The sequence below is a fragment of the Paraferrimonas sp. SM1919 genome (assembly GCF_010993985.1).
In the GTDB taxonomy this organism is placed as follows: Bacteria; Pseudomonadota; Gammaproteobacteria; order Enterobacterales; family Shewanellaceae; genus SM1919.
In genome coordinates this window covers 83,215-103,144 of record NZ_WINH01000015.1, presented here as the reverse complement: position 1 = coordinate 103,144, position 19,930 = coordinate 83,215, and the positions used below count along the sequence as shown (strand labels likewise).

The window sequence follows — 19,930 nt, the reverse complement described above, 5'->3', positions numbered from 1 at the left end:
TATATACATGCCATTCATAATAGAATGTGTTACCTATGTGTCCGAACAAGTTGTAACCCAACTCTCCGGTCTATACAGTCAATAGCCCCCCCGGCGTAAACCACCACTAGGCCAATATCGAGTTGAGCCAATTGCATCAAAGGCCCTGCTATTTATGGTTGGGAATTATTGTTTCAACCGTTGTGCCTGCTTTTATAACACTGGCAATGAATACAATAAAAGGTCATCAATAACGGCGCCCTAAGGCGCCGCTGTGATTATTCTAGGTTTAACACCAAATCGGTTTTGGCGGTGGCACAGCAGGTTAGCACCGCGCCGTTGTCGATTTCAAACGGGGTGAGGGCGCTTTGTTCCCCTTGGTTGACTTCGCCTGATACTAGGATCATCTTACAGCGACCGCAGCGGCCAGCTTGACAGTTACGGGGTAAAAACACACCCGCGGCCAAGGCTTGGTCGAGGATTGGCTCATGGGTGTTGATTTGCAGTGATTTATCTAGGTTATCAAATAATACATTAACCATTTTGTTGTCCATTGCTGGGGTGTCCTTACTGGTATCTGGGTAGGCTTCTGGGGTTTGGTAACTGAGAACTTCTACTTTATCGCCGACTCTAATTTGGCCCTGGTTACGGGCAATCACATTTTGGCCAAAGTAGACTTCGTTGTCCTTGCCTTGGCGGAAGGTTTTTAGGGTTTTTACTGGTTCATTGTTGCCGCGGTATTCGCTGCTGCCGAGTTTTAATGTGGTAAACACGCAGCGCGAGCAGGGTTTAACCACTTCAAATTCAACCTCGCCAATTTTAAAGCGGCGCCAAGTATCTTCAATAAAGTCAGACTCGCCATCTACCACTATGTTCGGGCGAAACTCGAGCATGTCATGGTTGTCAGAGGAGCGTTTATTAAGCTCGGTTAACGAGGCTTCAGAGATCAACAACAGTGGGTAACCGTCGGCAAAGGCCAGTTTATTGCTGCGGTACCGTTTGACGCTGCGCAGCGATTCTTCACCATAGCGAAGTAACATACAAGGTTCGCCTAATAATTGGCTTAACCAAGCGTCGATGTCTTGGTGGCAGTGGTGCCCTTTAAAACTGTCGGCCCATACTGTAATGGGTTTGGTGTCTTTGCCAAACTCGGCTACGCCCATGCTGATATCGGCAAGGCTAGGGTGACTTAGGCAAATATTATGGTTATCAGCGTTAAACACAATTTGCGCTATTTGCGGGTGAGTGCGCCCGGTCAGCATGTTGCCCTGTAAGTCAGAAATAATAAAACGGCGATCGCCCACTAAGCCATATTCATCCACATGGTGGCTAATGCTGGTAATATGTTTGGCCGATTTCAACGGGTAAGTATAAATATTGGTTACAGTGGCCATAATGGCTCCTTGAATGAAGTCACTGCGTTAAAATTTAGATAGGCCTTACTGGCCAAGCTTAGCATGGCTAAGTCTTCTTTTGAGTCACCATAGGCATAGATGTCTTGATAGATATCTAACGGATACTCTAACAAAACTCTGATTTTCTTCTGGTTTGAGTGGCAGTCACTGTGCTGATATTTGCCGGTTAGTTGGCCATTGTGGCTGCTAAGCTGGGAGCATATTAACTCTACATTAATGCTTTTAGCAAAAGGCTTCATATAAGCGCTTAAGGATGCCGAGACCATCACCACTTTATGGCCTTGCTGTTGGTGCCATTGCAATTTAGCCATCGCCTTTGGGTTTAAAATACTCGGGATCCCATGTTTGGCAAAATGCTCACCGGCTTGTGTCAATTGCTTTGCGCTCATGCCCTTAAGGCCGATGAAAATAATTAGCGGCCTTAATCGTCCACCAGAGATTAGGCCTGCATAATACGCCAAAATAAGCGGCCATAATAATAACACCCCAAGCACTTTACGGTGCATCGGCACGACTTGTTTGATAAAGGCAGTAAAACCATCTTTATGGGTGAGGGTGTGGTCAAAGTCAAAAAAGGCAATAGAAGTATTAGCCATTATTACGCTCTTTGGCGGCTACAATGCCGCTGATGGTGACCAGAGTAACCGCTATTGCTAAATGCAGCGTCAGCGGCTCTTGTGCGACAATTAATATAAACAGCGTTGATAATACCGGTGTCGCATAACAAAGGGTGCCATTAAATTTGGCATCGCCTTTTTTCATGGCGATGTCCCAGGTGTAAAAAGCTAAGCCCATGGGGCCAAAACCTAATGCCAGCATGACTAACCATTGCTGGGTCGTCACTGTGGCAATGCTGAAACTTGGCGTGCCTATATACAAGCTAAGCCAGGCAATAATGGCGCCAACAAAGCAAAAGCCGCCAATAAGCCCGGTGCTTTGGTTGCTACGCTTGGCATTAAGCAGTGAGTAACTGGCCCAAGCAAATGCCGCAGCAATGGCAAACAGATAGCCTTTGATGTGCTGGGTTTGAAAGGCTGCTAAATTATTGGCAAGCGCCAGCATAAGCCCGCCAATCCCAAGAATAATGGCCATCAATGTGGTTTTGGTAAAGTGGCTGTTGGCTTGCATTAAGGTGCTACCAATAACAATGAGTAGCGGCCAAGAATATTGCACTAAATTGGCATTTACCGCGGGAGCTTGGGTTAGCGCGCTAAATAGCAGCCAGTGATAACCAAAAATCCCTAACAGGCCTATGGCCCAGTCTTTTAGTGGCGCGCGCCATTGGCGGAAGTGGTGCACACTTAATCCACTGGCACAGGTCAGCGACACCGCAAGCATTAATAGCGGTGGCAGACTATTAATTTGTACCGTGAGTGCCGCAAGCGAGCTCCACATGAATACCGTAGCAACGGCATAACCACTGGCAGGTAGGTTTTTCACTAAATCAACACCGCATAACACACAAGGGCGATGATCACCGAGGCAAATAGGCTAAGCACTGCGCCTTTGGCCACCATGTCTTTAATATTGATTTCACCGGTGCCATACACAATCGCATTAGGCGCAGTGGCCACTGGCAACATAAAGGCGCAACTGGCACACATGGCTGCTGGGATCATAAATACGGATGGATCAAAGCCAGAGGCCATGGCTGCGGCGGCAAGGATCGGCATTAATAAGGTTGCAGTGGCAGTATTACTGGTTACCTCGGTTAAATAGGTGACAACCAAACAAATGGTCAGCATCATCAATAATACATCCAAATTGGCGAGCCCTTGTAACCACAATCCCAGTAACTCACTTAGGCCTGAAGCGCTAAAGCCTTTAGCTAGGGCGATACCACCAGCAAACAGCAATAACATCCCCCAAGGAATGCCTTTGGCAGTATCCCAATCGAGTACTCTGTCGCCTTTGCCGTTAGGGGTAATAAACATTAACACCACAAACAGCATGGCCACGGTACCATCGCCAATACCACTTAATCCTAGTAGACCACTCCAGCCACCAAATGGCGCGCTTTTAGTGATCCACGCGACGGCAGTTAGCGCGAATAAAATTAACGTACGGCGTTCTTCTACGCGCCAAGGGCCTACTTCTGTGAGTTTGATCGCTTGCTCTAATTTTACCCCGCGCACTAGCCACCAAGTCATTAGCGGAATCGCACAAATTACTACCGGCACCCCAAGTTGCATCCATTGGGCAAAGCTAAACTCTGTTCCGGTTTGTTCTTGATAAATGGCCATAAAAATAACATTCGGCGGGGTGCCAATCGGGGTGCCTATGCCACCTACGCTGGCGGCATAGCCTATGCCACCTACGCTGGCGGCATAGGCTATGCCTAAAATCAATGCGATAGTTAGCTTTTTATTGTCCACATGGGACAAGATGGCCATGGCTACCGGTAGCATAATTAAGGTGGTGGCAGTGTTTGAAATCCACATACTGAGCAATGCTGTCGTTAACATAAAGCCTAAAACTAAGCGATAGGCGCTCGACGAACCGATGAGCTTGATCATATACAAGGCTAAACGTCTATGGGCGCCGCTTTTCTCAAGGGCACTCGATAACATAAAAGCACCCATTAGCAGCAAAATCACATGGCTACCAAAGCTGCTGGAAACCTGTTGGTGAGTTAATACACCGCTAAGGGGTAACAACGCAAAGGGCACCAATGAAGTAGCTGGAATTGGCAGAGCTTCGGTCACCCACCAACAAACGGTTAATACGGTAACTGCCAGTGCGGCGGCTTGGGCTTGGGTTAACCCTAAAGATTGAGTGGTAAAGTAGCTAATTAGGGCCAGAATAGGCCCTAATACAAGGTATAAGTTCGTCCGTGACATGATTCTTCTTTTAATTGTTATGCTTAATAGCCAATAGTAAAAGTAACATTTAAGCTTTCGTTTTCCTAGTCTCTCTCGCCCCTTGTGCAATCCACATCGCGGCGACAATCAATAAGCCACCTAGGCTAAGTTTGACCAGATCACTACTTTTATCCCAGATAACTAAGTTAACAATTAATCCCGCAGGAATAAGTAAGTTATTGGCGGTTGCTAGAGTGCCAGTATTTACTAACGTGGCACCTTTGTTCCATAGGTAGTAACCTAAACCAGAAGCGATGGTTCCTAAGTAAATTAATACTCCCCATTGCAAGTCGGTGCTAGGCAATTTATCGAGATCACCAAAAGCCATAAGGCCAAGCGTGGTTGGTACTATGGCGCCTAAATAAAACCAAGGAAATGCATTTAATTGTGAGATAGGGGTTGGGGCTTGGTTGATCAGGCGTTTATAACTCAATTGGCCTATGGCAAAACATAGGTTTGCCCCTTGCACCATCAATAGCCCGGTTAAGTAATCGTCACTAATGTTGTTATAACGAATGGCAATCGCCCCGGCTACCGCTAACAGTGCCGCCACTAGGTATCTTGGCTTAAACTGTTGGTCTAAAATGTCATTAAGCACTGTGATATAAACGGGGGTCATCACGGTAAATAATAAGACTTCAGGCACACTTAAAAATAAGAATGACTGATAGTAAAAACAGTACATAAGCCCGAGCTGGATGGCACCTATGCTAGCGAGTTTTACCCCTAGAGTTTTAGTTACGGGCTTAATAAAAGGTAAAAATACCGCCGCCGCTAACACTACCCTTAACCAAACCGCAAACCAAGCATCTACTTGCCCTGCTAAATATTGTCCAATGAGGCTAAATGAAAAGGCCCACAGGGCGGTGGTAAAGAAAAGGTAATGCATAGTTTGTCATCTATTTAGAGTATTGATTTGGGTACCCAGCGACGTAATAACACTTTTACACGAGTTTTAAAATCGGCGTATTGATCAGGGTTAAAATCGTTGGTTACTTGCCAAGCATTTTCAGGCGCTAACGGCGCCAGCATATGGGGCATTAATTGTTGAGCGAATTCTACCGAATCTAGGTGAACAAAGCACTCAGTATTTAAATGCGCCGAACGGGGATCAAAATTATAAGTGCCAATGAAGCTGTGTTTTCTATCAATCACCATGGTTTTTGAGTGCAGACCAAATACCGGCGGCTTGTCTAATTGCATCCAACGTTCATCAAGTAGGATTTGGTTTTTTATTTGTGGGTCTGGCTTAAACTCAAAAATTTGTGCGCCAGTTTCTAATAATGACTTGCGGTTTCTTTGATAGCCACTAAAGGCCTCATGATTATCATTGGCTAACATAGAGTTAGTTAGGATTTTTACTTCCACTCCGCGGGCGACAGTGGTTTTGATGAGTTTGCGGATTTCTTTGGTGGTGATCAGGTAAGGGGTGTGAATGATCACTTCTTTTTCAGCTTTGGCAAAATGTTGGCTTAAGATGTCCAGTGTATGGCTACCACCAGAAAGGGTTATGGAAGTATCGTTCTTGCTCGGAGGATCGTAATAAAATTGGCTGCTGGCGTAAATCAAGTTCGCTTTATCTTGCTCAAATTGCTTTGGCATATTTGCCAATCTATTGCGCACACTGGGGGCAAAATTAGCCGGATCGCAACTGTAATGGTATAAGGACTCAAAGTCTTCTGGGTTATAGTTTTTAGCGCCAATTAATTTATCAACTGCAATGGACTCTCTGGCTTGCCAATAATGTTCGAACGATTGGCTGATATCATTGGCGGTTTCACCGATAACTAAAATATCCCTATCAATAAAATTAAAGTCTTTATCATAACCAAAGTATTCATCGGCGATATTGCGGCCACCGGTAATGGCCACTTGACCGTCTTGAATGAAGGTTTTGTTATGCATCCGCTTGTTAAATTTGGTAAAGGCTAAAGTCGCCCCAAGTAGCTGCTGCACGATGTTCTTGCCTGTTTTTAACATGGGGTTGAACACTTTAATGCTGATATTCGGGTGAGATTGCAGTGTCTTTAAAGAGTCTGACTTTACATTAAGCATAATGTCGTCAATCAGCAGTCTTACTTTGACGCCATTATCGGCAGCACGCACCAAGTGCTCCAGGGCAATGGTGCCGATGTTATCGAGGGTAAAAATGAAGTACTGCACATCTAGGGTTTTGCGGGCGGTATCAGTCAACCAAGCACGGTATAACATGGCCTGCTGGGGATCTTCTAATAATAAATGGGCAGTGCTATTTTGAGGCACATCCATTAGCTCAGTGAGTGCGGGTTGGGCGTTATTAAGTTCGCATTGGTGATTGGCATATTGGATAGGTAATGCCTGCTTGGCAAAGGCATTCTCTAGGCTTAAAAAGCAACCGAGTAATAATATAAATTTTATTAATTTCATGTATTTATGTACTTATTAAAGTCCTTTTCATTGATACTAGCATGAATGTTAGGCAATAAAAAACCCGCATCAAGTGCGGGTTTAATCAGCAATAAATGGCTCGGGTTTATTCTTTACCGAAGACGTTGTTTTCTTGCTCTTGTACGCGGATAAAAGTCGTACGCTTAGTTAGCTCTTTAAGACGAGCGGCACCCACATAAGTACAAGTAGAGCGAACACCACCGAGAATGTCGTTCATGGTATCAGCTACGTCACCACGGTAAGGCAGGAATACGGTCTTACCTTCAGAAGCACGGTATTTAGCCACGCCACCGTTGTGTTTGTCCATGGCGCTTTCAGAGGACATGCCGTAGAACTTAACGACTTTCTTGCCATCAATTTCGTGCACTTCGCCACCTGATTGCGTGTGGCCTGCTAGCATGCCGCCAAGCATCATAAAGTCAGCGCCACCGCCGAAGCCTTTGGCTACGTCACCTGCACAAGTACAGCCGCCGTCACCAATGATTACGCCGCCAAGACCGTGGGCGGCATCAGCACATTCGATAATTGCCGACAATTGTGGGTAACCCACTCCCGTTTTAACACGGGTAGTACATACTGAACCTGGGCCAATACCGACTTTAACAATGTCTGCACCCGCTAGGATTAACTCTTCAACCATGTCGCCAGTGACTACGTTACCCGCAGAAATGATTTTATCAGGGAATTGAGCGCGTGCTTGTTTAACAAACTCAACCAGTACTTCCGAGTAACCGTTAGCAATGTCGATGCAGATGAACATTAGCTCTTCTGACATTGCCATAATGTCGATAGTTTTTTGAAATTCACGCTCAGAAGTACCAGTAGAAACCATTACGTGGTTAAGTACTGATGCATCGTTAGCGTTAACAAACTCTTGCCACTGCTCTAGGGTGTAGTGCTTGTGCACAGCGGTGAGTGCTTTTTCTGTCGCGAGAGATTTTGCCATCTCAAAGCTGCCCACCGAATCCATGTTTGCAGCAACAATTGGAACACCAGTCCATTCACGTTGGCTGTGTTTGAACTTAAAAGTACGTTCTAAAGATACTTGAGAGCGACTTTTTAAGGTCGAACGCTTTGGACGGAATAACACATCTTTAAAGCCTAATTTCAAGTCTTGTTCAATACGCATGGTATTTCCTTAGTATTCGTTAATTGCAGTGGTGAGTTCACCGTTATTTTGCTTAGGGCACAAAAAAACCAGAGGCATTTTCATACTCTCCGGTTTTGAGCATTATAGGAGCTAAGTTATGCATTTCAAGTTAAAGTGACTTAAATCACACAAAAAGTCGTAGAGTAAAGTGAGTTGATGTCGTTACTCTGTGTTTTTTAAATATAATTTGTTGATTTTAAAGTATAAAAGATTTTGTTTGAGATGGTCGTTAGTTGTTGTTATTTTGTTCGCATTTATTTTTAAATGTTATTATTTGGGGTTTTATTGGTGAGTACTTGTGTTATTTTGCGGTTTTTGATGTATATTTTAAGTTAAGGTTTTAATTTGGTGTTTTGAGGTTTTTGATGCAGGTTGGATTTGTTGATGTTTTTAAACAGGGACCCTTTAGCGGCAATAGTGCAGCTGTGGTGATCCTTAAGCAATGGTTGGACGATGATTTAATGCAGCAAATGGCTGCGATCCATTTGGTATCTGAAACGGCATTCTTAGTTGCCAGCGCTCCAGATCACTATCATGTACGGTGGTTTTCACCTTTAAGTGAAATCGATTTTTGTGGGCATGCCACCATGGCGAGTGCCTTTTGGATATTTAGACAGCAGCCATTATTAAAAACCGTCACCATCACCGCTGCGGCTGTCGGTGATATGCAGCTAGCCAATAAAGGCGATGGTTATATCACTATGAGCTTACCTTTGAGGCCATTACAGTCAGTGGCTACCCCAGAAGTACTGACTCACAGTATTAATCAGCCAATTAAAGCTTGCTATGTCAATCAGCAATGTTATGTGCTTGAGCTTGAAAATGAGCAAGCCGTAGTTGCTACCCAAATGGATTTAGAGGCAATAAAGGCCGTAGCACCGCGAGATGTGGCGGTAACGGCGAAAAGCCATAGTGATGTAGAATTTGACTTTTATGCTCGCTATTTTTGGCCAGCCAATGGTGGCGATGAAGATCCGGTAACGGGCTCTTTATATACGGGTATTGGGCCTTTATGGGCAGAAAAATTAGACAAACAAACACTTACAGCATTCCAAGCGTCGAAGCGGGGTGGTAAAGTGCAGCTGCAACTGCTCCCGCAGCGTATTGAGCTGACGGGTTATTGTAATACTTATATGAGTGCCACCATAGAGAGCCCAGATGTTATTAAAAGCCATTGAATTACATATTAAGCCTGAACACTTTGATGCCTTTAGCGCCACTCAAAGTCACTGGCAAGCGCTTAAACAGGTTGAAGGGTTTTTAGGCCAGTTTGGTGGCAAGTTGGACCATGACCGTTACCTAATTATTGGCCTTTGGCATAACCACAGTTGTTATCAAGGGTTCATCAATGGCGAACATGACGCTATTTATGACAGCAGTGGCCAGCAGGAGTTGATAGAGAGTATCAAAGTGACTTTATACGGCGCCATGGGCGATAGTGCCCGCTTAAGGTTATTGGAGCAACTGAAACAGCAGCAACTGCATACCTTTAGTTTTAAACCTTTAAGCTCTACTGAAGTGGGCTCTCAACAACAATTGGATGAAATGGGCTTATTGTATTTTCTTGCCAGAGAGCGGGGCGCCCTAGGAATACTCGCGAGTATCGATGAAAAAGCAGCTAAGCTAATGGGGAACGCCCAAACGCTAAGTATTATTCCCGCTTGGTCCATTAGCCATTGTAATTAAGCCAAAAGAATTATGAGTTATCAATGTCCCTTATGTCAGCTGCCATTATCACAGCTGCACAATCAATTCCGTTGTGACAACAACCATCAGTTTGATATGGCCAAAGAAGGTTATGTGAATCTGTTGCCGGTGCAAAAAAAACGCTCCAAAGATCCTGGCGACAATAAAGAAATGATGCAGGCGAGACGTCATTTTCTGAATCAAGGTTTTTACCAATGCCTGTCGGACAAGGTCAATCAAGTTAGCCAATCACTGATTGATACTAACGCCACTGTGTTGGATTTAGGTTGCGGTGAAGGTTACTACAGCCATAGGCTCGCCGAAGCATTACAATTGGGGGATAGCCAATTTTACGGTTTAGATATTTCCAAAGTGGCGGTTCGTTACGGGGCAAAGCGCTATAAGGACATACAGTTTTGTGTGGCCAGTGCTTATGAAACCCCATTTGCAAATTCGTGTTTTGATTTGGTTACTCGCATTTACGCTCCATCAAAAGATGAAGAGCTGGCGCGAATTATTAAATCCCAAGGCTATTTAGTGGCGGTTTCTCCTGGACCAAGACATTTGTTTGAAATTAAACAAGTGATTTACCCCTACCCAAAAGAGCATGAATTAATTGAAGATGTCGCGCCAGGGTTTGAGCGTTATCAGCGTCATCGAGTGACTGAAACCATTACCCTGAACAGCAGTCAAGACATTCACGCGCTGTTACATATGACCCCATTTGCATGGCGTTTAAGCGATGATGACATGCAGGCCTTGCAATCTAAGCCGTTAACCCTCACCTTAGATTTTGATATCGATGTATGGCAAAGAACTGACTGATGGCAAAAAACTCAATTGAAAATGTGGCTTGGTTAGACGATAAAGCTCATGTTAAACCGCCAATTTGGCTGTACTTGATGATTGCCTTTTTGGCTAAGGGCTATTTGGCTTGGTTAGCATCGTTAACTCTCAGTAATGATAGAAGTCTTATTTTGTCGATTCTTTATCCCAATAAAGATCTATTTTTCAATAGCTTGATCACCGGTAGTTTAGGCCTACTGGCTTATTTATTAGTGCTCTTGGAGCGTAAACGCAAATGGACATTTGCCATTGGCTTGTTCAGTTACTTAAAGTGGATTTTAATTGCTGGCCTTAGTCTAGAAAGCTACCAATTTATTCAGTTATTTATTGCTAAGCATGGTCAGTTTAGCCCTTGGTTAGGCTTAAGCTTAATTGGGGTATTTTGGGGATTTTGGTACCTAGTTAAAACCAAGCATTTGAATGCTTATATTAAGGATTGGCACAAAGACAGTGAAAGTTAGTATTTTAGGCTATGGTTGGTTAGGCAAGCCATTAGCGGCGCAACTGGTTGCCCAGAATTATCAAGTACAGGTGAGTTATCACACTGAGAAACCTGAAAATCAACAGCTCACTGGCTACCCACTGAATTTAGGTGAGGGGGCAAACCTCGAGTATCTTGCACAAGTGCTTGATGCCGATGTTATCGTTGTTACCATTCCTCCAAGGGACAGAGGTGAGATGAGTCTTGATGGCTACCAGCAAAAACTCGCGCCAGTAATCCAAGCCCTTAAGCCACAACAAAAGCTGATTTTTATTAGCTCAACTTCAGTTTATGCCAAACACCTTGATGTTATTGACGAGACCTCAGAGTTGGATACTCAGTTAAGGGCGCAGCGGATCATTAACGCCGAGCAGCTTTGTTTAAGCCATGGTAATACCACTATTTTACGCTGTGCAGGCTTAGTCGGTGGCGAACGTAAACCGAGCAATTTCTTTAAAACAAGAACCTTATCTTGCCCAAAAGACGCGGTGGTGAACTTAATCCACCAACATGATGTGGTTAACGCCATTTGCAAAGTGATTCAGCACTCTGTATCTGGCAAGCATATTTACAATCTTTGCAGCCCATACCAACCACTAAAGCATGAGTTCTATTCTCAATTAATAGGACCGAGCATACAAATTGAAGTTACCGCTGGTAAAGGACAAGCAAAGATTTGTGCTGACAAATTCACTCAAGAGTACGGCCTAGAGTTTGAGCAATCGGTGGCTTTTTAACATTAATATTTCCCAGTGTAGGCTAAGCAATCACTGGGAAAATAATGACTGCTGATGTTAATTTAAAGCGTAACCACCATTAAAGTGTGCCACATTGTCAAAACCAAACTTGACCAATGCTGAAGCTGCGACAGCTGAGCGAGTACCACTGCGGCAGATCAGGATATGGGGGCGGTGACGGTCTTCATTATGGCTGGCAATGTAATTTACCAGCTGACTTAAAGGCATGTTAATACTGTTTTTGATTGGCTGACCCAGGTGGTATTCATGGGGTTCACGGATATCTAGAATAATAGTGTCAGAGCTAAGCTGATCAAGTTGTTCAGCGCCAACATGTTTCACTTGAGCATTATCACAACCGGCAATGGTACCACAGACGATGGTTTGCCCGACTTGATCTTCAAGCTGATTATCAAGCTGTTTTTTAGTTTCAATAAATTGGGTGACATCTATCTGTTGATTGCTCACTTGTCTTAATAGTGAATTGCGAGCCAGTTCGATGGGTAAGCTGCTACAAAATTCATTATTGTAATCGTGGCTGCAGCACAGCACTGTATCTTGGCTTAATAGCGGCAACAGTTTTTGTAGACTTTGATACATCATGTTGCTACTTGAACAGTCAAAATTGGTTCGACCTAATCCGCCCATTAAAATGGTATCACCGACAAACGCAAAGCTCTGATGGGGGCCACATTGTAATAGGTAGCAATGGCTATCATGGGTATGCCCTGGGGTGGCAATGCGCTGGAGTGGCTTTTCACCAATCATGATCATATCGGTATCTGCACTCTGTGGGGATTGAGGCCAGCCTAAATGATCACATTGTTGCTTTGAACTGAGCAAATGAGTGAGTTCATCTCTGGCACTTTGATGATCGCCATGGCCATGGGTATCTAGGATAGCGATAACCTGTAACTGCTGGCAGCGAGCAAAGTTTTCAATGCGTTGGCTAAGCGGTTTAAGTGGATCGATAACCACCATTTGTTTCGACGCTTTATCCACATATATCCAACAACAAGCATTCTCATGATTTAATAAATATAAGCCATCAGCAGCGACAGCTTGATTGATGCTGTTTTCACTCAGCAGGCGACAACTGCTTTGTAGGGCACGAGCGGCTTGCTTGATCCTTTTACATGCAAGATCAATATCTTGTTGGTTATTACCAGGGCCAAAAGACAACCTAATGGCGGACTCACTCTGCCAACTCTCTAGTCCCATGGCGTCAAGCACAAAACTTCTGGTTACTTTCGATGAGCAGGCTGAACCAGAGCTAACACGAATGTTGGCGGCATCGAACAGATCCATAATTTCTTTTGAAGTAAAACCTTTGACAGAAAAGTTAATCGTAGTCGCCACTGAGTAAGCTAAATCGTGATTAATCACCATGGTAGGAAATACGGATTGCAGAGTCTCAACAAGTTGTTGCCTAAAATCGTACAGTTGCTGCTCTTTAACGAATAAATTGTTATGTCCAAGTAGGGCATCAAATACGACTTCAAGGGCTGCTAACCCCGGCATATTTTCGGTGCCAGAACGCAGTCCAGATTCTTGACCACCACCGGCAATAAAGGCAGTAAAAGGTGCGTGTTGTGCCACATAGACAAAGCCTATGCCCTTGGGGGCATACAGCTTGTGACCACTAAATGGTGCATAATCGATGCCCATTGTCGTCATATCCAGTTGGATCTTGCCTAAGCCTTGAACACAATCAACCATCCACAATGCGGATTTGTTGCTGCCACCTAAACTGTCATAGATCGCCTTTAGATTTTGGTATACCCCCGTTTCGTTGTTAACTGCCATGGTGCAAACCAATAAAGCTTTGGGGGCATGGCTGGCAATAAAATCTAGGTCTAAGAGTCCTTTATTATTAACCGGGATCTCTATAATTTTGGCATTAATATCAAGGATCTGATTCCAGTGCGCAAGGGAATTAGGTACGGCTTTATGCTCTGTCGCTCCGTACAATAGACAATATTCTTGGCCTGCAACCAGCTGCTGTTTGGCATGAACGAGCGCAGAAAAAATTGCAGTTTGTATGCCTTCGGTTGCACCACTGGTAAAAATGATATTGCCTTGTTCAGCTGCAATGGCCTGCTTGGCTTTTTGACGCACTCTGGTCATTAAATCCTTGGCTTGGATGCCAGTAATGTGGCTCGAACTAGGATTACCATAATTTTGGGTCATCGCTTGATTAACCGCCGCTGCCACCTGTGGTAACACCGCGGTAGTGGCATTACAATCAAGATAAATCGGATTGTGCTCTTGTAACATAAATCACCTCAATGCGCTTCTTTTATTTCTTTTAGTTATATAGAATGCCTTTTTGTAATATTTAATATACACCGCATTCACATTTACACAAGATTTACCATTGACAGACCATTGTTATTGTATGGTTGGCTTATGCTGCTGCTAATGCCTGCGGTAAACGTTGATAAATACCCATCTGAAGTGGCTAATAATGGTTACATTACTGTCAGAATATCTAACAAGTAAATGGGGCTAGTGCTGCATTGGTTGTTCATTTTTTGGGTTGTTGATGACAGCACCGTAGCGTTGAAGTGGATTGTGATACTCACTGCGACATTAATATGGGGCGGCTTTTGGTAACTCATTGCCCAAGTGCTGGTGTAGATATTCGTCCCAGCAATAACCGTCATACTAAAGTGCCATTACAGCACTTTAGTATTGGCAAGTGTTTTATTTAATCGAAAATAATTCAACTTCAAAGATCAGCAGGCTGCCGGGTTTAATGATGCCGGCGTTGCGATTGCCGTAGGCTAGGTGGGCTGGGATGAAAAATTGGTATTTACTGCCAACACTCATTAATTGCAGGCCTTCGGTCCAGCCTGGGATCACTTGGTTGAGGCCAAAGCTGATGGTTTGGCCACGCTCCACACTCGAGTCAAAAACTTGGCCATCAATTAGGGTGCCATGGTAATGCACTTCAACGTTACTGCTGGCGCTTGGTTTTGGGCCTTCGGCATCGACTAACACCTTATATTGCAGTCCACTGCTGGTGGTAATAACGTTGGGATCTTTGGCGTTTTGCTGTAAGAAGGCTTGGGCAGCAACTTGGTTTTCTGCGGCTACTTTGTCATTTTTATGCTTGCTGTAAAAGTAAAAGGCGATTAAAGCGATGGCCATTGCCGTTAATAAGACTTTCATTGTTTTTCCTTGGGGGCGAATTAGACTACAATGCTAACAAAATTTACAAGGCGCAAATACCCCATGCAAGATATTGAATATTCAAAACTGGTCGCTACCTTAGTTGAGCAATCATCGGTTGCTGCTGTGCTTAATTATTTAGCTAACTCAGAGGAGCCAGAGTTAGCAGAAGTGGCGGCTGAATTACAGGGTAACTTATTGCTTGATCCTGATAATAATCAAAAAGTGTTTTTTGTTTATACTGAAATCAATGATGAAGGTGAGCAAGAGCAATTCCAAGAGTTTGTGATGAACAAAGACGATGAAGTCTTAGTATTTATTGCTTGGTTATTCTTTTCATTTTTTGAAGTGAAGCATCGGGAAACCTATGCTGCGGTAAATCGCACCTATACCCAGCCTAAGCGTAGTTAGCGCTTTTAGAAACGAAAAAGGCCAAGCAGTTATCGCTTGGCCTTGTCTTTTTAGGGCAAATTATGCGGCTTGATGATTTTCAACGTTCGCCGTTTTAATGTTGCTTAGCACTTGCGGATCAAAGTCATCAACGTTGATGCTAAGTAGTCGACCTTTCTCTGCCTTGACTAATTCTTGTGCCTCTTCTTGAGTGATCACGCCCTTTTCAAGGCCTAGCTTGGCTATATGATCTAAGAACATAAACGGCAGCTTTTCACCTAAGCCTTGACAGACTTTGTCGTAGATAGGTTCAACCTTAAGCATTTGTACTAACGTTTGCTCTTGGATGGCTACCGGATTGTTGTCATTAACCGCCCATGGTTGACCTTCGCCTAAGCGAGTGCGAGTCTCACATGGGGTTTGCAGGATCTTAGCAACTTTATGATCCAGTTTATCTGAAGGCTTAGATACGGTTTTACCAAATGGGAACAGCAGCACTTTTAGCACTTTACCCATAAAGCCAATAGGGAAGTTTTCAAGTAGGTCGTATAGTGCTTCTTGAGCTTTATACAAGCTGTCTTGCACTGCCCAATCCATAAGGGGGCGATCAGCTTCTACCATGCCTTCCGATTCAAAGCGCTTGAGCGTTGCTGAACTTAGGTAAAGTTGTGATAACACGTCGCCCATACGTGCCGACAGACGCTCTTTACGCTTAAGTTGGCCACCTAAGATACCCATCAATAAGTCAGAAAGTAGCGCTAGATTAGCACTGAATCGGGTCATGGTGCGGTAATATTTTTGGTTCTTGGCTTTGCTTGGTACCGAGGTTAAGCGCGACCCCGAGAGTGCTAAACCAACACTTCTAAAGAAGTTACTGATGGTAAAACCAATATGACCAAATACCGCTTCATCGAACTCTTTCAATCCTTGTGCGCTATCTTCATTAAAGGCCGCTTGCAGTTCTTTAAGAACAAATGGATGACAGCGAATAGCACCTTGACCATAAATGATCATCGAGCGGGTTAGGATGTTGGCACCTTCTACCGTTACCGCAATTGGCGCACCTTGGTAGGCTCGGCCTAGGTAGTTATTCGGACCTAAGCAAACGCCCTTACCACCATGGATATCCATCGCATCCACTAAGGATTTTTGCATCCGGTCAGTGAGATGATATTTACAAATAGCAGACAGTACCGAAGGTTTTTCACCTAAATCAATGGCTGTGGTGGTCATCTTGGTTACCGCATCGGCAAGGTAGGCATTACCACCAATGCGTGCTAGTGGCTCTTCAATACCCTCTAACTTACCAATTGGCAACTTAAACTGACGACGAATACGAGCATAAGCGCCGGTCGCTAAAGAAATGGTTTTGAGACCGCCAGCAGAGGTTGATGGCAGGGTAATGGCGCGACCAACCGATAAACACTCGACCAGCATACGCCAGCCTTGGCCGGCCATTTTGGCGCCACCAATAATGTAATCCAATGGAACAAATACATCTTTACCTTGGGTCGGACCATTTTGGAACATGGTGTTTAGAGGGAAGTGACGACGCCCAATTTGGATCCCTTCCATGTCTGTAGGGACAAGTGCACAAGTAATGCCAATGTCTTTGACATCCCCTAGAAGGCCATCTGGGTCTTTCATTTTGAATGCAAGTCCAAGTACCGTGGCCACTGGGGCTAGGGTAATGTAGCGTTTATTCCAGTTTAGACGGATCCCTACGATTTCTTGTCCTTGCCACATGCCTTTGCATACCACACCATCGTCAGGAATGGCTCCAGCGTCAGAACCTGCTTCTGGGCTGGTTAGCGCGAAACATGGAATTTCTTGGCCGTTCGCTAGGCGGGGTAGGTAGTAGTCTTGTTGTTCTTTAGTGCCATAGTGTTGCAGTAACTCACCAGGCCCCAGAGAGTTCGGAACCCCCACAGTGGAAGATAATACTGAACCTAGACCCGAAAGCTTTTGGAGTACGCGAGATTGGGCGTATGCCGAGAACTCTAAGCCGCCGTACTTTTTCTTAATGATCATGGCAAAGAATTTATTATCTTTTAGGTATTGCCATACTTCTTGGGGTAAATCAGCCAGTTCGTGGCTGATCTCAAAATCATTAATCATCTTAGCCACTTCTTCCACTGGGCCATCAAGGAAAGCCTGTTCTTCAGCGGTTAAGCGGTTGATCTTTACATCTTGCAGTTGTTGCCAATCAGGTTTTCCTGAAAATAATTCGGCATCCCACCAGGTGGTACCAGCGTTGATGGCGTCTTTTTCTGTAGACGACATTTCTGGGGTAATTTTTTTGAATACCTTAAACATTGGCTTGCTTAATAAAGCTCGACGCAGCGATTTAATATTAATCAAAGCCAGTAAAAGTGTGATTACAGCTACTGCCATTGGGGACAGTTGCTCAGCCACGACTAATGCTCCTGCGGTAGCAATAATAACAACACTGCTAACGGCGAGAGAAACTCTGATGTAAGCAAGCAGACCAATTACTGCGACTATACATAGAGTACTAATGAGTACTTCCATGGTGACACTCCTTCGAAACACAAATAGATAATTAAACTGGTCCAACATCTCTGGTCAGACCTCTCAAGCATAAACTTGTTACGCTGGGAATTCAACACTTGATCAACATAAAATCAACAAATCGATTTGATTATACCCTATAGCTGTTGGTACTAGGCTTGGAGCTATGGCTTGGGTATACTGCTGTTTAATCATATGAATAAAATTATTTGAGCTTTTTATGTGCGAATTGTTGGCCATGTCCGCCAATGTCCCGACCGATATAGTATTTAGTTTCACAGGCTTAGTTGAAAGAGGCGGAGTCACAGGCCCTCATACGGATGGTTGGGGGATTACTTTTTATGAAGGTAAGGGCTGTAGAACCTTTAAAGATCCTCAGGCTTCTTGCCAGTCAGAGGTGGCCAATCTGATCAAGCGCTATCCAATTAAAAGTTGCTCGGTCATTAGCCATATCCGCCAAGCCAATAGAGGCGCGGTAAATCTGGAAAATACCCATCCCTTTTGTCGTCAATTGTGGGGCAGAAATTGGACATTTGCCCATAATGGTCAGTTATCTGGTTACAAGCAAAAATTGAAAGTTAGTCAAGACCTTCCTATTGGTAATACCGACAGTGAATTGGCTTTTTGCTGGCTTTTAGAAAGGATTAAAGAAAAATACCCTAAACGGCCAAATAACATTAAAACACTGTTTAGATACATTGCTAAGTGCGCCGACGAGCTTCGACAACTTGGGGTGTTTAATATGATCCTATCCGATGGTGATTATGTAATGTGTTATTGCACCAATAATTTAAGTTGGATTACTCGCCAAGCGCCATTTGGCGTTGCTAAGCTGATTGATACCGATATGGTTGTGGATTTTTCTGAGGAAACCACCCCTAATGATGTTGTATCTGTTATTGCAACCCGCCCTCTAACCAGTGATGAAACTTGGAATAAGATGCAGGCGGGGGACTGGCAATTATTTAGACTCGGCGTTCCAGTTGATGGCAGACTCTTGGGAAATAAAGTGAGTTAATTGCATATCTATTAAGGTGAAGCCATTTTCGATATGGCTGATCCTTAAGGGTAAATAATCATACTCAGTGGCAAACCACATTAAGGTTTGTCGTTTTTTGCTGTCTCGAACCACTTCAACTCTTAGTGCCTTAAATTTACCGGCATCAATTTCAATATCCTCCACTTGTCTTTTTGCCAGAGTATAAGTATCGAGCTCTTGGGTCTTTAAAATCTCGTAGGTAAATTCAGATTCTTGAGTCTGATTAATGAGCCCTAATCGAAATTGCATCTGAACCGCGAGGGGATCGAAAGTCATGTTGCTATAGTCAAAAGATTGCTTTATTCCTTTATAGCGGGTATGGACCTTTTGCATATCAGCAACAAACACCATTTGTTCTTTATAGTCATCACCTAAACCGAAAGTTTTACGATCTTGAATATAACGTTCTGGTACTAATTGATTATCGACAATGCTAAAAGTTGAAGTGATATTGCGTCTGTCGTAAAGGGGACTGAGTTTGGCTTCTGAATCAAATTTTAGTGTGTAACGATCATCACCTAAGTGCTCAAATGTGTATCGTGCACCACCTATTTTAAATACACCAGAATGAACTTGGTAGTGTGCTTCAAATGGGATAGGGACATTAGCACTGGCAAAACTACAAAATGGCAAAATACATAGGCTGAGCGAATACCAACTAAATTTCATAACTTTCCCTCTAATCAAAAAACATATTAATTGTGGCACTGATGTGATTAATGTGCGAGAACAAATTAAAAAAAAGGCCACATTCAATGTGACCTTAGTTTTTTAAAAAAGTTTATATTATTCAGTTAATTCACTATAAGCACTGTTCCAATCACCATAGTGCGCATCACCGCAATAACAGCTCAACTCGGCATTTGGAAAGTATTTGTTGATCACCGCTTTAGTATTGCTAAGTACGTCCTGTGGCTGGTGTTGCTGTTGATAATAATTGAGCGCTAAGTGATAGCGGTTACCAAAGTAGGCAATAAATAAGCCGTAACCTTGTTGCTGTTGTAGTTCCACCAAATCATTATCAAACGCTTCAAATTGTTCTATGTCTCCTTCAAAACGGATTTCTAGGCAATCTTCACGAAACTCGCCAATGGCTAATTTTTTTAGGTGGCGAGGCTTATGGTGTGATTTCACTTCTGGAGTATAAGGTGATTCGACATTAATAATTGACATAGATACTGCCCTTGTTTGAACAAATTTTTACAACAGCATA

Annotated in this window: 20 protein-coding genes; 7 read left to right on the top strand and 13 right to left on the bottom strand. The window is 43.8% G+C overall.

The window, feature by feature from the left end; all coding sequences use genetic code 11:
- Positions 1-257 precede the first annotated feature (257 nt).
- From GFB48_RS10715 to GFB48_RS10685, 7 genes are all read right to left on the bottom strand, one after another.
- Positions 258-1,373 (bottom strand): YcbX family protein, encoded by a 1,116-nt coding sequence (locus tag GFB48_RS10715; RefSeq protein WP_163935184.1) that lies wholly within the window; start codon positions 1,371-1,373, stop codon positions 258-260.
- Complete coding sequence (locus GFB48_RS10710; protein WP_163935180.1) at positions 1,361-1,990, bottom strand: HAD family hydrolase; 630 nt, start codon at positions 1,988-1,990, stop codon at positions 1,361-1,363. Before GFB48_RS10710 ends, GFB48_RS10715 begins: the two co-directional genes overlap by 13 nt.
- Positions 1,983-2,834, bottom strand: coding sequence for a DMT family transporter (locus tag GFB48_RS10705; RefSeq protein WP_163935177.1), 852 nt, complete (start codon positions 2,832-2,834; stop codon positions 1,983-1,985). The genes GFB48_RS10710 and GFB48_RS10705 overlap by 8 nt, the downstream gene beginning before the upstream one ends.
- On the bottom strand, positions 2,834-4,234 hold the full coding sequence (locus GFB48_RS10700; RefSeq protein ID WP_163935173.1) for a DASS family sodium-coupled anion symporter: 1,401 nt from the start codon (positions 4,232-4,234) through the stop codon (positions 2,834-2,836). The genes GFB48_RS10705 and GFB48_RS10700 overlap by 1 nt, the downstream gene beginning before the upstream one ends.
- Before the next feature lie 49 nt (positions 4,235-4,283).
- Positions 4,284-5,144, bottom strand: coding sequence for an EamA family transporter (locus GFB48_RS10695; RefSeq protein ID WP_163935170.1), 861 nt, complete (start codon positions 5,142-5,144; stop codon positions 4,284-4,286).
- Between the two features lie 14 nt (positions 5,145-5,158).
- Positions 5,159-6,661 (bottom strand): phosphatidylserine/phosphatidylglycerophosphate/cardiolipin synthase family protein, encoded by a 1,503-nt coding sequence (locus tag GFB48_RS10690; RefSeq protein WP_163935167.1) that lies wholly within the window; start codon positions 6,659-6,661, stop codon positions 5,159-5,161.
- A gap of 106 nt (positions 6,662-6,767) precedes the next feature.
- Positions 6,768-7,811 (bottom strand): GMP reductase, encoded by a 1,044-nt coding sequence (locus GFB48_RS10685; protein WP_163935163.1) that lies wholly within the window; start codon positions 7,809-7,811, stop codon positions 6,768-6,770.
- Positions 7,812-8,197: 386 nt separating this feature from the next.
- Here GFB48_RS10685 and GFB48_RS10680 point away from each other — a divergent pair, with 386 nt between their 5' ends.
- From GFB48_RS10680 to GFB48_RS10660, 5 genes are read left to right on the top strand one after another with little or no spacing between them, the layout of a single operon-like run.
- Positions 8,198-9,010 carry a PhzF family phenazine biosynthesis protein gene (locus tag GFB48_RS10680; RefSeq protein ID WP_163935160.1) on the top strand — a complete coding sequence of 271 codons (813 nt, stop codon included), beginning with the start codon at positions 8,198-8,200 and terminating at the stop codon, positions 9,008-9,010.
- Positions 8,991-9,518 carry a DUF4937 domain-containing protein gene (locus GFB48_RS10675; RefSeq protein ID WP_163935157.1) on the top strand — a complete coding sequence of 176 codons (528 nt, stop codon included), beginning with the start codon at positions 8,991-8,993 and terminating at the stop codon, positions 9,516-9,518. The genes GFB48_RS10680 and GFB48_RS10675 overlap by 20 nt, the downstream gene beginning before the upstream one ends.
- Before the next feature lie 12 nt (positions 9,519-9,530).
- Positions 9,531-10,343 carry a 23S rRNA (guanine(745)-N(1))-methyltransferase gene (rlmA, locus tag GFB48_RS10670; protein ID WP_163935154.1) on the top strand — a complete coding sequence of 271 codons (813 nt, stop codon included), beginning with the start codon at positions 9,531-9,533 and terminating at the stop codon, positions 10,341-10,343.
- On the top strand, positions 10,343-10,825 hold the full coding sequence (locus GFB48_RS10665) for a DUF2919 family protein (protein ID WP_163935152.1): 483 nt from the start codon (positions 10,343-10,345) through the stop codon (positions 10,823-10,825). The genes rlmA and GFB48_RS10665 overlap by 1 nt, the downstream gene beginning before the upstream one ends.
- Complete coding sequence (locus GFB48_RS10660) at positions 10,815-11,582, top strand: NAD-dependent epimerase/dehydratase family protein (RefSeq protein WP_163935149.1); 768 nt, start codon at positions 10,815-10,817, stop codon at positions 11,580-11,582. The genes GFB48_RS10665 and GFB48_RS10660 overlap by 11 nt, the downstream gene beginning before the upstream one ends.
- Positions 11,583-11,639: 57 nt before the next feature.
- Here GFB48_RS10660 and GFB48_RS10655 read toward each other — a convergent pair whose 3' ends face one another.
- The 3 genes from GFB48_RS10655 to GFB48_RS10645 all read right to left on the bottom strand — a co-directional run bounded on the left by GFB48_RS10655 (position 11,640) and on the right by GFB48_RS10645 (position 14,756).
- Positions 11,640-13,859 carry an aminotransferase class V-fold PLP-dependent enzyme gene (locus tag GFB48_RS10655; protein ID WP_163935146.1) on the bottom strand — a complete coding sequence of 740 codons (2,220 nt, stop codon included), beginning with the start codon at positions 13,857-13,859 and terminating at the stop codon, positions 11,640-11,642.
- Positions 13,860-14,053: 194 nt separating this feature from the next.
- Positions 14,054-14,248, bottom strand: coding sequence for a hypothetical protein (locus tag GFB48_RS10650; RefSeq protein ID WP_163935145.1), 195 nt, complete (start codon positions 14,246-14,248; stop codon positions 14,054-14,056).
- Positions 14,249-14,288: 40 nt separating this feature from the next.
- Complete coding sequence (locus GFB48_RS10645) at positions 14,289-14,756, bottom strand: FKBP-type peptidyl-prolyl cis-trans isomerase (protein WP_163935142.1); 468 nt, start codon at positions 14,754-14,756, stop codon at positions 14,289-14,291.
- Positions 14,757-14,819: 63 nt separating this feature from the next.
- On the opposite strand from GFB48_RS10645, the gene GFB48_RS10640 reads away from it, so the two are divergent.
- A complete protein-coding gene (locus GFB48_RS10640) occupies positions 14,820-15,167 on the top strand; it encodes a PQQ-dependent sugar dehydrogenase (protein WP_163935139.1) in 348 nt (115 codons plus the stop codon).
- Between the two features lie 60 nt (positions 15,168-15,227).
- Here the strand turns inward: GFB48_RS10640 and fadE are convergent, their stop codons facing one another.
- Positions 15,228-17,678, bottom strand: coding sequence for an acyl-CoA dehydrogenase FadE (fadE, locus tag GFB48_RS10635; protein ID WP_163935136.1), 2,451 nt, complete (start codon positions 17,676-17,678; stop codon positions 15,228-15,230).
- A 220-nt stretch (positions 17,679-17,898) separates the two neighbouring features.
- Here fadE and GFB48_RS10630 point away from each other — a divergent pair, with 220 nt between their 5' ends.
- Complete coding sequence (locus GFB48_RS10630) at positions 17,899-18,696, top strand: class II glutamine amidotransferase (protein ID WP_163935133.1); 798 nt, start codon at positions 17,899-17,901, stop codon at positions 18,694-18,696.
- Here GFB48_RS10630 and GFB48_RS10625 read toward each other — a convergent pair.
- A complete protein-coding gene (locus GFB48_RS10625; protein ID WP_163935130.1) occupies positions 18,640-19,386 on the bottom strand; it encodes a DUF3108 domain-containing protein in 747 nt (248 codons plus the stop codon). The two genes, GFB48_RS10630 and GFB48_RS10625, sit on opposite strands and share 57 nt — an antisense overlap.
- A 117-nt stretch (positions 19,387-19,503) precedes the next feature.
- The gene (locus GFB48_RS10620) at positions 19,504-19,890 is read right to left on the bottom strand and encodes a hypothetical protein (protein WP_163935127.1); all 387 of its coding nucleotides are present in this window, start codon (positions 19,888-19,890) and stop codon (positions 19,504-19,506) included.
- Between the last annotated feature and the right edge of the window lie 40 nt (positions 19,891-19,930).

What these genes read in the sequence shown, in the direction of transcription:
- GFB48_RS10715 (WP_163935184.1), bottom strand. Translation starts at nt 1,373, where the DNA reads ATGGCCACTGTAACCAATATTTATACTTACCCGTTGAAATCGGCCAAA.
- GFB48_RS10710 (WP_163935180.1), bottom strand. Translation starts at nt 1,990, where the DNA reads ATGGCTAATACTTCTATTGCCTTTTTTGACTTTGACCACACCCTCACC.
- GFB48_RS10700 (WP_163935173.1), bottom strand. Translation starts at nt 4,234, where the DNA reads ATGTCACGGACGAACTTATACCTTGTATTAGGGCCTATTCTGGCCCTA.
- GFB48_RS10695 (WP_163935170.1), bottom strand. Translation starts at nt 5,144, where the DNA reads ATGCATTACCTTTTCTTTACCACCGCCCTGTGGGCCTTTTCATTTAGC.
- GFB48_RS10690 (WP_163935167.1), bottom strand. Translation starts at nt 6,661, where the DNA reads ATGAAATTAATAAAATTTATATTATTACTCGGTTGCTTTTTAAGCCTA.
- GFB48_RS10685 (WP_163935163.1), bottom strand. Translation starts at nt 7,811, where the DNA reads ATGCGTATTGAACAAGACTTGAAATTAGGCTTTAAAGATGTGTTATTC.
- GFB48_RS10680 (WP_163935160.1), top strand. Translation starts at nt 8,198, where the DNA reads ATGCAGGTTGGATTTGTTGATGTTTTTAAACAGGGACCCTTTAGCGGC.
- GFB48_RS10675 (WP_163935157.1), top strand. Translation starts at nt 8,991, where the DNA reads ATGTTATTAAAAGCCATTGAATTACATATTAAGCCTGAACACTTTGAT.
- rlmA (WP_163935154.1), top strand. Translation starts at nt 9,531, where the DNA reads ATGAGTTATCAATGTCCCTTATGTCAGCTGCCATTATCACAGCTGCAC.
- GFB48_RS10665 (WP_163935152.1), top strand. Translation starts at nt 10,343, where the DNA reads ATGGCAAAAAACTCAATTGAAAATGTGGCTTGGTTAGACGATAAAGCT.
- GFB48_RS10655 (WP_163935146.1), bottom strand. Translation starts at nt 13,859, where the DNA reads ATGTTACAAGAGCACAATCCGATTTATCTTGATTGTAATGCCACTACC.
- GFB48_RS10650 (WP_163935145.1), bottom strand. Translation starts at nt 14,248, where the DNA reads ATGACGGTTATTGCTGGGACGAATATCTACACCAGCACTTGGGCAATG.
- GFB48_RS10645 (WP_163935142.1), bottom strand. Translation starts at nt 14,756, where the DNA reads ATGAAAGTCTTATTAACGGCAATGGCCATCGCTTTAATCGCCTTTTAC.
- GFB48_RS10640 (WP_163935139.1), top strand. Translation starts at nt 14,820, where the DNA reads ATGCAAGATATTGAATATTCAAAACTGGTCGCTACCTTAGTTGAGCAA.
- fadE (WP_163935136.1), bottom strand. Translation starts at nt 17,678, where the DNA reads ATGGAAGTACTCATTAGTACTCTATGTATAGTCGCAGTAATTGGTCTG.
- GFB48_RS10630 (WP_163935133.1), top strand. Translation starts at nt 17,899, where the DNA reads ATGTGCGAATTGTTGGCCATGTCCGCCAATGTCCCGACCGATATAGTA.
- GFB48_RS10625 (WP_163935130.1), bottom strand. Translation starts at nt 19,386, where the DNA reads ATGAAATTTAGTTGGTATTCGCTCAGCCTATGTATTTTGCCATTTTGT.
- GFB48_RS10620 (WP_163935127.1), bottom strand. Translation starts at nt 19,890, where the DNA reads ATGTCAATTATTAATGTCGAATCACCTTATACTCCAGAAGTGAAATCA.